Here is a 12,068-nt window from a genome sequence, read left to right on the forward strand (position 1 = left end):
CTAAGCCCTCCGAGGCTCTCCAGCGTTGGCCTGAGCCATACCGCGTCGATAGAGCTCTTTGACCCCGTTTAGCGAGTCGACACCGAGACCCTGCTCATGCGTATCGATGTACACAGCACCACCCTCTACTTCCAGAACACAGACGGCCACACCAGCCTGGTTGTGTCCCATCGAAAGCGACGTGAGCTTCTCCATCTTCCAACTGCCATCCTTGTTCATCCAGGATGGAGTGACAGTTTGGACTTCCTGCACAACCAAGCTCTCATCTTGGGCTACCAGCAGCGTTGGTTGCTTTCGTCGATTTCTACCGGCATGACGTTACCCTCCGCAGGTGGTTACGAGTGTGACCACAGCGTGCTTCGGGTTGCTGCATCGTTCCGCCGGGCGGATGCTGCCGCACTCCGGGCAACTGTCGCGGTCCACCTTTCAATACGCCACGAGGCGCTGGTGTGGAGAAGCCCATGGATTCCTGGTGGCAGAATGTCTGGCAAGCGATACGGGTAGAGTTCACCGACATCACCGATGAAGGCGAGGTGACGCGGATTCTCGTGCGTCTGCTGATGGCGGCGGTGCTTGGCGCGGTGTTGGGTTTCGAGCGCGAGCACAAGGGCAAGTCGGCCGGGGTGCGGACACACATGCTGGTGTCCATGGGGGCAGCCCTGTTCGTGCTGGCACCGAGCATGGCCGGTGCCGATGCACAGGCGCTGAGCCGGGTGATACAGGGGATCGTCGCCGGGATCGGTTTTCTCGGCGCGGGCACCATTCTCAAGGGCCATGGCCAGGACACCAATCACGTTAAAGGGCTGACGACGGCGGCAGGCCTGTGGATGACGGCGGCGATCGGCACGGCGGCGGGCATGGGGCGCGAGGCGACGGCGTTGGTCAGCACGGTGCTGGCGTTGCTGGTGTTGAGCAGCATGCCGGTGCTGGTGGAGAAGGTCGAGGGGGAGGGTGGTGAGGCGAATAATGAGGAAAACACAAAGCACTGAGGGGAGCCGAAGCTCCCCTCAAAGCGTTGTTGCCTGCTCTTTTTATTATTGAAAACCGGCCTGTTGTTGTTTTTGTCAGCCTGTTTCGGTGTAACCGGGCCCCTATCCGGGGCCAAGAGCAAACGTATTTTTTTGGGCGCTGACCTGCCTTCATCATTGCTGATCCGATCCTGACAGTCGCTACCTCAAGGTAGTTTTGTTGTTCTGCGTCAGGTCGCGGGGACGAACCCCTGGAACGCGTGTCTACTCCAAAAAAATCTGCTTGCTGCGCCTCTGCCGTGTTGTTCTTGTTATGTCAGAGCCGGTGCATGTTGTTTTTATTGGGGTGTCACGTTTTTTTATTTTTGTTGTGCCAGAGATAAAGCAGATGCCGTGCCAACTTTTCAATATCCATTAAAATCAATGGCTTAGAGATTTGAGGCGATTTTTCACGACCTGAAAATCTCTCGAATTGTTTCCGTGTTACCCGACTTTTTGCTGGGTGGACGGGGCCGGGTAACACTTTTGACACAGTCGTGTGGTCGGGCGCGGCTTACCCCTGTGCGAATGCCTTCAGGCGCTCGCCATCCAGGCGATAACGTACCCATTCATCTTGCGCTTCTGCGCCCAGCGCCTGGTAAAAACCGATAGCCGGTTCATTCCAGTCCAGTACGCTCCATTCCAGGCGCCCGCACCCTCTGGCTACGGCCTCGCGAGCGATGTGCCGCAGTACCTGGCGACCAGCACCGCCGCCGCGTTGTTCGGGGGTGATGTACAGGTCTTCGAGGTAAATGCCGTTGCGGCCCAGCCAGGTTGAGTAGCTATAGAAGTACACGGCAAAGCCGATGGCCGTGCCGTCGCGCTCGCACATCAGGCTGTGCACGGTGCTGCCTTCATCGAACAGGCTGTGCTCGATATCAGCCAGGGTCGCTACCACTTCGTGGCGGGCGCGCTCGTAGTCGGCAAGCTCGGTGATGAAGGCGAGGATCTGGGCGGCGTCGGTGCGGCGGGCAGGGCGAATGGTCAGACTCATGAAGGCTTCCTTGTGGTTGGCGGGCACCATGGTAATGGGCCTGGGCCGGCTTGCCGAGATGTAAAGCAAGCTTGACATTGTGCGCGGCCTCGCCCTCAATGTAAAACACACTTTACATCCGAGGCTGTTGGCATGCTGCACAAACGTCATGTGATTTCATTCGTCCTGTTCCTCGTCGCCTATATGGCCTGTGTGCTGGTCAGCAGCCATTTCCTCGCGTCCATGGCGCCAGGGGTTGCCAAGACCCTGGTGGCGCTGGTGCCGGTGCCGGCCATGATCGGTATGGCCTGGGCTGTGGTGCAGCAACTGCGCAGCCTCGATGAAATGGTCCGGCGCATCCAACTGGAGGCGTTGGGGCTGGCATTCGTCGCGACGGCGCTGTTGACCTTCAGCTACGGTTTTCTGGAGACCGCAGGCTTCCCACGTTTGTCGATGTTCATGGTCTGGAGCCTGATGGGGCCGTTGTGGGCGCTGGGGACCTTCATCGGGGTGAGGCGTTACCGTTGAACAACCGCATCCGAGAATTGCGAAGTGGGCGTGGCTGGTCGCAGGCCGAACTGGCCGAGCGACTCGGTGTTTCGCGCCAGACCGTCAATGCCATAGAGACCGGCCGCTACGATCCCAGCCTGCCGCTGGCCTTCAGCATTGCCGGCGTTTTCGAGTTGAGTATCGAAGAGATCTTCGATCCCTCTGCGGCGGTACAGTGATGTGTATAGGTGTAATTTAAGGTAACTGTACCGGTCTGCGCGAGAGGGGTTCCGCTAGTGTGGCATGACACGATAATCAGTACCTGACGGAAGTCCCTGCCATGCTCGGCTCATACGATCTGCTCACCGCATTCATCCTGTTTGCCTTCGTTTCTTCGATCACCCCAGGGCCGAATAACACCATGTTGCTGGCGTCCGGCGTCAACTTCGGTGTGCGCCGTTCGATCCCCCATGCGATGGGCATCAGCATCGGCTTCATGCTGATGGTGCTGGGCGTGGGGTTCGGGCTGGGCGAACTGTTCAAGGCCTGGCCGCCGCTGTACAGCATCCTGCGTTATGTAGGGGCTGCCTACCTGCTGTACCTGGCGTGGAAGATCGCCACTTCCGGGCCGATCTCCGGGGATGCCGCAGGGACGCGCAAGCCCCTGAGCTTCTGGGGAGCGGCTGCTTTCCAGTGGGTCAACCCGAAGGCCTGGGTCATGGCGGTCGGTGCGATCACGACCTACACCCCGGCCCAGGGCTATGTGCTCAACGTCATCGTCATCGCCGCGCTGTTCGCCCTGGTCAACCTGCCGAGCGTGGGGATCTGGGTCATGTTTGGCAGCGCCTTGCGCAACCTTCTGCAAAATCCTCGCTGGCTGATGCTGTTCAATGTCCTGATGGCCTTGCTGCTGGTGATTTCGTTGTATCCGCTGCTGTTTGTAGAATCGTCGTTTTCCTAGTTCGATGAGTGCGGTACACGATGCAGCTGATTCCCTGGTCCCATGATTGCTCGGAAGGTTTCACGCTACGCGGCTGGCATTCCGAGCCGAGCGGCAAGCCGTTGCTGCATTTCTTGCACGGCAACGGTTTCTGCTGCCTGGCGTACGAGCCCATGCTGATGCGCCTGGGGGAGCACTTCGACCTGTGGTTGTGCGACGTCCAGGGGCACGGCGACAGCGATCACGGCGGCGCCTTTCGTGGCTGGAACCGCACTGCGGAGTTGGTCCTGGAAGCATTCGAGGCGGGACGCCAGGTGTTTGGCGATGTGCCGCGCCATGCGCTCGGACACAGTTTTGGTGGGGTGCTGACCGGGCTGATTCTCGCCAGCAGGCCTGGGTTGTTCGAGCGTGCAGTACTGCTCGACCCGGTGTTGTTCAGTCGCCGCATGATCGGGGTGATGGGCGCAGCGGCACTGGTGGGCCTGCACCAGCGCCATGCCCTGGCGCGCAAGGCCGCAACCCGGCGCAGCCATTGGCCGGACCGCGAGGCGGCGCTGGCGTCGCTGCAGGGGCGGGGCATCTTCAAGGGGTGGAGTGATGCGGCGCTTCACGCATATATCGGCCATGCCATCGGCGATTGCGGCGAAGGTGTGGTGCTCAAGTGCCGGCCCAGCCGCGAGGTGGAGATCTTCAGCTCGTTCCCGGCGCGGATGTGGCCAAGCCTGCAGCGCATCACCACCCCGACGCTGATCCTGCATGGTGAAACCACCTACCCGTTCGTGCCGCATTCGGTGCGGCGCCTGGTGGGGCTCAATGCCAATGTCAGCGAGCGGCAGGTGGCGGGTGGGCATTGCTTCATGCAGGAAGACCCGGTGAGCGCCGCGCAGGCGGTCGAGGCGTTCCTGCGCGGTTGAGCCTGGTCAGGCCAGTTCCAGCCAGATGGGGGCGTGGTCCGAAGGTTTCTCCATCGCCCGCAGTTCGTAGTCCACGCCTGCCGCCTTCAGGCGTGGAAGCAGTGCCTGCGACGCCATGATCAGGTCGATGCGCAGGCCGCGCTTGGGTTCGTCCTCGAAACCGCGGCTGCGGTAGTCGAACCAGCTGAAACGGTCTGCCACTTCCGGGTGCAGGTGACGGAAGCTGTCCACCAGGCCCCAGCCCTTGAGGCGTTCCATCCACTCACGCTCTTCGGGCAGGAAGCTGCACTTGCCGGTCTTGAGCCAGCGCTTGGCGTTGTCGGCACCGATGCCGATGTCGCAATCCTGGGGCGAGATGTTCACATCGCCCATCACCACCAATGGCTGGTCATTGCGGAACTGGTCTTCGAGCAGGGCCTGCAGGTCGCTGTAGAAGCGTTGCTTGGCCGGGAACTTGGTAGGGTGGTCGCGGCTTTCGCCCTGGGGAAAGTAGCCGTTCATGATGGTGATCGGGGTGCCGTCGGCATCGGCGAAGGTGCCCCAGATGAAGCGGCGTTGGGCGTCCTCTTCATCGGTACTGAAGCCCTTGACCAGCGACAGTGGCGCCTGGCGCGAGAGCAGGGCAACCCCGTAGTGACCCTTCTGGCCATGGAAATGTACGTGATAGCCCAAGGCCTGTACTTCGGCCAGCGGGAACTGATCGTCACTGACCTTGGTTTCCTGCAGGCCGATAACGTCTGGCTGGTGCTTCTCGATCAGCGCAGCCAGCTGGTGCGGGCGGGCGCGCAGGCCATTGATGTTGAACGAGACGATCTTCATGGAAAGCCGATCCTGGTAAAAGCTTCGGATGCTAGCTGACATCGGCCGTCATCACCAGCGTGGCAGCGTGGGGGGCGCGCTGCTAACGTGCTGGTGGGGGAACGATGTGCGACAGGACACCTCCAAGGCTCTGATACGTACATTCCAGGAGGATCATCGCAATGTCCGACGCCCCGGCGCATATCAGCCTGCTCGACGATGGCTACAGCCGCGAAGTGCGTTCGCTGCTCTACCATGCCTATCGCCACGAGCCGACCTTTGCCTACCTGTTCGATGCACAGCGCAGGGGTTATGAGCGACGCTTGCGAGTGATGGTGCGCGAATGGGTGCGCCAGCATTTCTACCTGCAGTTGCCGGCAATCGGTGTGCTGGTCGATGATCGCCTGGTCGGTGAGGCGCTGATCGTGCCGCCGCAACGTCGCCTGGGGGTGGCCGACAGTTGGGCCTGGCGCCTGCGCATGCTGTTGGGCGCGGGCAGGCGCTGCACGCGTCGTTACCTCGAGTACCAAGCGGCACTGGCCGCGTGCATGCCGAGCCAGCAGGTCCACGTGCTGCCTCTGCTGGGGGTGCACCCGCAGTTCCAGGGGCGGCATTATGGTGAGCAATTGTTACAGGCAGTACACGACTGGTGCGCCGACGATCCGGATACCCAGGGCGTGATACTGGACACTGGCAATGTCCATTACCTAGCGTTTTACGAGCGCCAGGGCTATCAGGAGATTGGCGAGGTCGCGATCGGACCAATCCGCGAGAGGGTATTCTTTCATCCGAATCCGCTGTCCTCCAATCCAGCAATTGCTTGATCGCAACTACCCGCAGCTTACGCTGCCGCTTCGCTCTGGTAGCATGCCCCGCATGACGTATTCAGGAAGACTCGGTTGGGGCGTGCTGTTGCTCGCCGCCAGCTGCACAGCATGGGGCCAGAGCGAACTGCTGGTACGGGTCAAACCGTCCAACAAGGCGCTGCAGGCCAATATCGAAGGCTACATCGGCAGCCTGGGCGATCGCGACGAGGAGGCCTTGCTGCGGTTCAGCCGGGGCGCCGAGGAGCAGGCGCGCAAGGCGGCCCAGGCGCTGGGCTACTACCAGGCGCAGATCGACACGCAGGTCAAGCCGCCGAGCAAGGCCGATCAACCCGTACAACTGATCATTCGCGTCGACCCGGGCGAGCCGGTGCGCCTGCGCAATGTGACCGTGCGCATCGAAGGCCCGGCGAGCGAGATGAAGGCCTTTCGCATTCCCGACAGCAAGGCATTGCGCCAGGGCGAACAGCTCAACCATGGTGTCTACGAGGACGCCAAGCGGCTGATCCAGAACCAGGCTTCGCGCTATGGCTTTTTCGACGGGCGTTTTTCCCGTCAGCGCCTGGCGGTAGACCCGCAAGCGGGCGTCGCGGATATCGAACTGGTGTACCAGAGTGGTCCGCGTTATCGCCTGGGCAAGGTGACCTTCGGCGGCGACGCACCACTGGACGACGACCTGCTGCAACGCATGGTCGGCTTCAAGCCAGGAACGCCCTACGACTCCGAGCTGGTGGCCGAGCTGAACAACGACCTGCAGTCCAGCGGCTATTTCGACGGGGTACGGGTCGATGCGGCGCCGACCGCGGCGGTCGATGACGTCGTGCCAGTGGACGTGCGCCTGGACACCCGCAAGCCGCGAACGCTGGGGCTGGGCCTGGGCTTCTCGACCGACGTGGGGCCACGGGGCAAGGCCAACTGGACGCGGCACTGGGTCAACCCCCAGGGCCACAGTTATGGTTGGGAGACCGAGCTCTCGGCGCCTCGGCAGAACGTCGGCCTGTGGTATGACATCCCCCTGGACCCTCCGCTGACCGACAAGCTGCGTTTTGCCGGTGGTTACCAGAACGAAGAGATCTCGGGCACCGACACCCTCAGCAAACTGCTGACCGTCGGCCCCGAATGGCACAGCAAATTGCCCAGCGGCTGGCAGCGGGTGATCTCGCTGAAGTACCAGCGCGAGGAGTACCGCCTGGGTGACGATTCCGGGCTGAGCAACCTGCTGATGCCTGGCGTGAGTTTTTCCTACTTGCGCAGTGACAATCGCATCGACCCGCACAATGGCTATCGCCTGCAGTTCGACCTGCAGGCAGCCAAGGAAGGGCTGGGCTCGGACACCAACCTGGTGCATGGCAATGTCCTGCTCAAGGGCCTCACCACCCTGGGGCAAAACCATCGCTTCCTCGGGCGCGTGCAGTTCGGTGGCAGCGCTACCAACGGCTACCAGCAGAACGTCCCGCCCTCACTACGCTTCTTCGCCGGTGGCGACCAGAGCGTAAGGGGCTATGACTACCAGACGCTGTCGCCGAAGAACAACAAGGGCGACCGTATCGGTGGCCGCTACCTGGTGGCCGGCAGTGCCGAGTACCAGTATTCGCTCACGGAGAAATGGCGCGTGGCGACCTTCATCGACCAGGGCAACTCGTTCAATTCGCTGGAACTGCCCAGCCTCAAGACCGGCGTCGGCATTGGCGTGCGCTGGGTTTCGCCGGTCGGGCCGCTGCGCCTGGACCTGGCGCGCGCGCTGGATGATGACGGTGGTATCCGGCTGCATTTCTCCATGGGGCCTGAACTGTGATGCGTCTGCTCAAACCTGCGTTGTCGATCGTATTGGGCTTGTTGCTGCTGGTGGGGCTTTGCGCAACGCTGGTACTGGGAACGCAAGCGGGCAGCCGCTGGGTTCTGGGCCTGGTACCGGGGCTTGAGGTCGAGGACTTCCAGGGCCGACTGGGAGGCCAATGGCAGGCTGCTCACCTGGTCTGGGCCCAGGATGGCAGTCGGGTCGAGCTGCAGGCACCGCAACTGCAATGGTCGCCGTCGTGCCTGTTGCGCGCCACGCTGTGCGTGCAGCGGTTGCAGGCCGAACGTATCGACATGGCGTTCGCTGCGAGTGAGTCGCAGCCGGACACCGGGCCGTTGCAACTGCCTGAGTTGCGTTTGCCGATCGCCATCGAGCTGGGTGAGGTCAAGGTCGGTCAATTACGCCTGGATGGCAGCGACCTGCTCGGCGACCTGCAACTGGCCGCCCACTGGACGACCGAAGGCCTGCGTATCGACGCCCTGCAATTGCAGCGTGACGACCTGCACCTGAGCCTGCAGGGCAGCCTCCTGCCCCAGGGAGATTGGCCGCTTCAGGCCGATGCCACGCTGCAGTTGCCGGCAGTGGATGGTCAGGCCTGGCAATTGGTGCTCAATGCCAAAGGCGACCTGCAGAAGACCTTGACCCTCGAGGGCACCAGCACGGGTTACCTTGAGGCTCAGCTCGAGGGTGAGCTGCAGGCGCTGGCCGATCACCTGCCCGCGACACTGCAGATCCGCGCGCAAGCGTTCCGTCCATCTGCCTCGTTACCTGATCCGCTACAACTGAACCAGGTCAACCTTCAGGCCAAGGGTGACCTGCTCAAGGGATACCTGCTCAAGGGCACCGCCAGCCTTCCGGCCGAGCAGGGGCCAATTGCCCTGGCCCTGAATGGCAAGGTCGATGCCAAGGGTGCCCGGCTCGAGACACTGGATCTCACGGCCAGTGAGACACAGCGACTCGCGCTGCAGGCCAGTGCCGACTGGCAGCAAGGGCTGACGGCCGATGCCAGGATCGACTGGCTCGACTTTCCCTGGCTGCGCCTGTACCCGATGGACGAAGCACCGCAAGTTACGCTCAAGCGTTTCAATGCCCAGGTGCACTATCGTGACGGCACCTACAACGGTGATTTCAAGGGAGATCTCGATGGCCCGGCCGGTGCGTTCAGCCTGGCCAGTCCGTTCGCTGGCGACCTGACCCAGGTGCGCCTGCCACAGCTGGCACTGCTTGCTGGCCAGGGCAAGGCGTCGGGAGCCGTGACGCTGGGCTTTGCCGACGCGATTACCTGGGATGTCGATCTGCAATTGTCGGCGCTCGACCCAGCCTATTGGCTGGCGGAGCTGCCGGGCACTTTGGCAGGTCCCTTGCGCAGCAAGGGCGAATTGAAGAGCGAGCGTCTGCAGCTCGAGGCCCAACTTGACCTCAAGGGGCGCCTGCGTGGCCAGCCGGCGGTGCTCAAGGCTGATGCCAAAGGTGCAGGTGAGGCGTGGACGCTCGGTGCGCTGGCGATCCAGTTGGGCGACAACCGGATCAACGGCAGTGGCAGCCTGCAGCAGCGCCTGGCCGGTCGCATCGACCTCGACCTGCCGCGCCTCGGCCAGCTCTGGCCGCGTTTGCAGGGGCAGGTCAAAGGCCGCCTCGACCTTGCTGGCACGCTGGCCGCGCCGCAGGGTGTCTTTAGTCTTCAGGGGCAACAGCTGTCCCAGGCCGACAACCGCATACAGCGCCTGGATCTCGACGCACGCCTGGACAGCGCCCAGCGTGGACTGATCACCCTCAAGGCCGGCAATATCCGCCTGGGCGAAACGGCCTTGGGCAATCTTGATGCCACGGGCAAAGGTGATATCCGTCAGCAGGCGCTGACAGTGGCGCTGAATGGACCCCAGCTCAAGCTCGACCTTGCACTGGATGGCACGCTCGGTAAAGGTGATTGGCGTGGCCGCCTGGCCAGCGGGCGTATCCAGGCGGGCGGTCAGGACTGGCAATTGCAAGCCCCCGCACGCCTGCAACGCCTGGCCAACGGCCAGCTCGACTTCGGTGCACATTGCTGGCGCTCCGGCGCTGCCAGCCTGTGTGGCGAGGATCAGCGTCTGGCGCCGGATCCACGTTTGCGCTACCACCTCAAGCAGTTCCCCATCGACAGTCTGGCCCAGTGGCTGCCGAAGGATTTCGCCTGGCAAGGCATGCTCAATGCCGACATCAACCTGGATATGCCGGCCAGCGGCCCCAAAGGCACGGTGCGCATCGACGCCAGCGGCGGCACGCTGCGGGTTCGCGATAACGGGCGCTGGATCGACTTCCCCTACCAGACGCTCCGCCTGGACAGTACCTTGGCTCCGCGGCGGGTTGACACGTCGCTGGCGTTTCGTGGCGACCGGTTGGGTGAGTTGAACCTGTCGACACGCATCGATCCCTTGGGCCGGGACAAACCGCTTTCTGGCGAGTTTCGCCTTTCCGGGCTGGATCTGTCGATCGCCCGGCCTTTCGTGCCAATGGTCGAGCGCCTGGCTGGGCAACTCAACGGAGACGGGCGCTTGTCAGGTACCTTGCTGGCGCCACAGATCAACGGCAACCTGGTGCTTAGCGGCGGGCATGTCAGTGGCGCCGAGTTGCCGGTCAGCCTGGAAGACCTGTCGCTGCGTGCGCTCGTCGCCGGGGAGCAGGTACGGATCAGCGGTGATTGGCGAAGTGGCGAGGTCGGTCGCGGGCAATTGACCGGCGAGTTGGCCTGGGGGCAGGCGTTGGCTGTCGACTTGCGTTTGCAGGGCCAGCAACTTCCGGTCAACGTTGAACCCTATGCCGCTCTGGAGGTTGCGCCGGATCTCAACATTCGTCTGTCCGGCGACAAGCTGGCAGTGACCGGCAAGGTGCAGGTACCCAAGGGCAAGATCACCGTCCGCGAGCTGCCGCCTTCGACGGTGAAGGTCTCCGACGACACGGTAATTGTCGGCCACCAGACCGAAGAGGGCACGCCGCCGATGGCGGTCGCGATGGACATCGATGTCGAAGTCGGTCGTGACAAGTTGTCGTTCAGCGGCTTCGGCCTGACCGCCAATCTGCTGGGCCATGTGCACATCGGTGACAACCTGGATACGCGTGGTGAGCTGAGCCTGGCCGACGGTCGCTATCGGGCCTATGGCCAGCGCCTGACCATTCGCCGTGCGCGCCTGCTGTTCGCAGGCCCCCTCGATCAGCCATACCTGGACATCGAAGCGATTCGCAAGGTCGACGACGTCATCGCGGGTATTCGCCTGAGCGGCAGTGCCGAGCAGCCGACCACCCAAGTGTTCTCGGAGCCGGCCATGAGCCAGGAGCAGGCGTTGTCGTATCTCGTGCTGGGACGTCCCCTGGGCAACTCGGGCGAGGATAACAACATGCTGGCTGAAGCGGCCTTGGGCCTGGGCCTTGCCGGGAGCGCCGGGATTACCGGCAGCCTGGCCTCGAGCCTGGGGATCGATGATTTCCAACTCGATACCGAAGGTTCGGGCAACAAGACCAACGTGGTGGCCAGCGGCAACCTGACCGAGCGCCTCAGCCTGCGTTATGGGGTCGGTGTGTTCGAGCCGGCCAACACCATTGCACTGCGGTACAAACTGAGCAAGAAGGTCTATCTGGAGGCCGCCAGCGGGCTGGCGAGCTCGCTGGACATCTTCTACAAACGCGACTTCTGACCCGCTCGGCGGACAGTGGCGGCTTCTATGAACTGGTTGCTGTCCGCGCCCGGCTCCGGGGTGGGTTTGGGCGGTGTGCGCAGAGGCAGGATCAGGTTGGTGTACTCCTCGATCAGCCGGTTGATCGCTTCGGGCGGCTCGCAGGCCTGGAACTGCATGCGGATCTGTACTTCGTCGGGGTCGCGTCCTTCGCCACGGCGCGCCTGGGCGCCCACGGTGACTTTGAAGTGCGAGCACGAAGTGGTCTCGTTCGCCTGCTGCAGCACTTCCTGGCGGGCCTGTGCGTTCTTCACGTGAACCGACAGGTCGACCTGCATGCGCTCCAGGGCCAGGCCCTTGGCAGACACCAGGGCAATCAGTGGGATGCGCAGGGTGTGCGTGTCGTCCATCGCCACTTCGACCATCTTGGCACGCATCGGCATGCCGGGCTGCTCGGCGTCCACGTCGAAGAACTGATCGAAGAGTCTGAGGTACTGTTGGGCAATCAGAGTATTGGTTGCCGCGGCGGCTTCCTGGAGTCCGCGCGTGATGTCGCGCAGGTCGGTGGAAGTCATGGGCGTCGGTTGAGGGTGTTCGCAGGGCTGATCCAATCATCGGTCTCCAGTGCTGATGCCGCAGGTGTCCGGGCGGAGACCTGCGGCAGGTGGGGACGGGGCA

Annotated in this window: 11 protein-coding genes and 1 pseudogene; 8 read left to right on the forward strand and 4 right to left on the reverse strand. The window is 62.8% G+C overall.

Annotated elements, in window-relative coordinates:
• Positions 1-282, reverse strand: a pseudogene (locus tag AC2CGW_RS05925) (hypothetical protein); the annotation flags it as partial.
• Between the two features lie 179 nt (positions 283-461).
• On the opposite strand from AC2CGW_RS05925, the gene AC2CGW_RS05930 reads away from it, so the two are divergent.
• The gene (locus AC2CGW_RS05930; RefSeq protein ID WP_288375058.1) at positions 462-989 is read left to right on the forward strand and encodes an MgtC/SapB family protein; all 528 of its coding nucleotides are present in this window, start codon (positions 462-464) and stop codon (positions 987-989) included.
• A 532-nt stretch (positions 990-1,521) separates the two neighbouring features.
• Here the strand turns inward: AC2CGW_RS05930 and AC2CGW_RS05935 are convergent.
• Positions 1,522-2,001, reverse strand: a complete 480-nt coding sequence (locus AC2CGW_RS05935; RefSeq protein ID WP_186663981.1) for a GNAT family N-acetyltransferase — start codon at positions 1,999-2,001, stop codon at positions 1,522-1,524.
• Between the two features lie 132 nt (positions 2,002-2,133).
• Between AC2CGW_RS05935 and AC2CGW_RS05940 the strand changes: the two genes are divergently transcribed.
• The 4 genes from AC2CGW_RS05940 (at position 2,134) to AC2CGW_RS05955 (ending at position 4,323) form a co-directional block, all read left to right on the forward strand.
• Positions 2,134-2,508, forward strand: coding sequence for a hypothetical protein (locus AC2CGW_RS05940; RefSeq protein ID WP_153772723.1), 375 nt, complete (start codon positions 2,134-2,136; stop codon positions 2,506-2,508).
• Positions 2,505-2,708: a helix-turn-helix transcriptional regulator gene (locus AC2CGW_RS05945; RefSeq protein ID WP_054891534.1), complete on the forward strand. Its 204-nt coding sequence runs from the start codon at positions 2,505-2,507 to the stop codon at positions 2,706-2,708. The genes AC2CGW_RS05940 and AC2CGW_RS05945 overlap by 4 nt, the downstream gene beginning before the upstream one ends.
• A 101-nt stretch (positions 2,709-2,809) precedes the next feature.
• On the forward strand, positions 2,810-3,430 hold the full coding sequence (locus AC2CGW_RS05950; RefSeq protein ID WP_054891533.1) for a LysE family translocator: 621 nt from the start codon (positions 2,810-2,812) through the stop codon (positions 3,428-3,430).
• Positions 3,431-3,450: 20 nt separating this feature from the next.
• The gene (locus AC2CGW_RS05955) at positions 3,451-4,323 is read left to right on the forward strand and encodes an alpha/beta fold hydrolase (RefSeq protein ID WP_288375056.1); all 873 of its coding nucleotides are present in this window, start codon (positions 3,451-3,453) and stop codon (positions 4,321-4,323) included.
• A 6-nt stretch (positions 4,324-4,329) separates the two neighbouring features.
• Here the strand turns inward: AC2CGW_RS05955 and xthA are convergent, their stop codons facing one another.
• Entirely contained in the window at positions 4,330-5,142 is an 813-nt protein-coding gene (gene xthA / locus AC2CGW_RS05960; RefSeq protein ID WP_186663987.1) for an exodeoxyribonuclease III, read from the reverse strand.
• Between the two features lie 161 nt (positions 5,143-5,303).
• On the opposite strand from xthA, the gene AC2CGW_RS05965 reads away from it, so the two are divergent.
• The 3 genes from AC2CGW_RS05965 to AC2CGW_RS05975 are packed head-to-tail and all read left to right on the forward strand — an operon-like array spanning position 5,304 to position 11,411.
• The gene (locus tag AC2CGW_RS05965) at positions 5,304-5,945 is read left to right on the forward strand and encodes a GNAT family N-acetyltransferase (RefSeq protein WP_484573694.1); all 642 of its coding nucleotides are present in this window, start codon (positions 5,304-5,306) and stop codon (positions 5,943-5,945) included.
• A 52-nt stretch (positions 5,946-5,997) separates the two neighbouring features.
• Complete coding sequence (locus AC2CGW_RS05970) at positions 5,998-7,740, forward strand: autotransporter assembly complex protein TamA (RefSeq protein WP_186663991.1); 1,743 nt, start codon at positions 5,998-6,000, stop codon at positions 7,738-7,740.
• On the forward strand, positions 7,740-11,411 hold the full coding sequence (locus AC2CGW_RS05975; RefSeq protein WP_288375054.1) for a translocation/assembly module TamB domain-containing protein: 3,672 nt from the start codon (positions 7,740-7,742) through the stop codon (positions 11,409-11,411). The genes AC2CGW_RS05970 and AC2CGW_RS05975 overlap by 1 nt, the downstream gene beginning before the upstream one ends.
• Here the strand turns inward: AC2CGW_RS05975 and AC2CGW_RS05980 are convergent.
• Positions 11,393-11,965, reverse strand: a complete 573-nt coding sequence (locus AC2CGW_RS05980) for a DUF2589 domain-containing protein (protein WP_186663995.1) — start codon at positions 11,963-11,965, stop codon at positions 11,393-11,395. The genes AC2CGW_RS05975 and AC2CGW_RS05980 overlap by 19 nt on opposite strands.
• Positions 11,966-12,068: the final 103 nt, after the last annotated feature.

The sequence above is a fragment of the Pseudomonas sp. SYWMCR5 genome (assembly GCF_057197165.1).

What these genes read in the sequence shown, in the direction of transcription:
- AC2CGW_RS05930 (WP_288375058.1), top strand. Translation starts at nt 462, where the DNA reads ATGGATTCCTGGTGGCAGAATGTCTGGCAAGCGATACGGGTAGAGTTC.
- AC2CGW_RS05935 (WP_186663981.1), bottom strand. Translation starts at nt 2,001, where the DNA reads ATGAGTCTGACCATTCGCCCTGCCCGCCGCACCGACGCCGCCCAGATC.
- AC2CGW_RS05940 (WP_153772723.1), top strand. Translation starts at nt 2,134, where the DNA reads ATGCTGCACAAACGTCATGTGATTTCATTCGTCCTGTTCCTCGTCGCC.
- AC2CGW_RS05950 (WP_054891533.1), top strand. Translation starts at nt 2,810, where the DNA reads ATGCTCGGCTCATACGATCTGCTCACCGCATTCATCCTGTTTGCCTTC.
- AC2CGW_RS05955 (WP_288375056.1), top strand. Translation starts at nt 3,451, where the DNA reads ATGCAGCTGATTCCCTGGTCCCATGATTGCTCGGAAGGTTTCACGCTA.
- xthA (WP_186663987.1), bottom strand. Translation starts at nt 5,142, where the DNA reads ATGAAGATCGTCTCGTTCAACATCAATGGCCTGCGCGCCCGCCCGCAC.
- AC2CGW_RS05965 (WP_484573694.1), top strand. Translation starts at nt 5,304, where the DNA reads ATGTCCGACGCCCCGGCGCATATCAGCCTGCTCGACGATGGCTACAGC.
- AC2CGW_RS05970 (WP_186663991.1), top strand. Translation starts at nt 5,998, where the DNA reads ATGACGTATTCAGGAAGACTCGGTTGGGGCGTGCTGTTGCTCGCCGCC.
- AC2CGW_RS05975 (WP_288375054.1), top strand. Translation starts at nt 7,740, where the DNA reads ATGCGTCTGCTCAAACCTGCGTTGTCGATCGTATTGGGCTTGTTGCTG.
- AC2CGW_RS05980 (WP_186663995.1), bottom strand. Translation starts at nt 11,965, where the DNA reads ATGACTTCCACCGACCTGCGCGACATCACGCGCGGACTCCAGGAAGCC.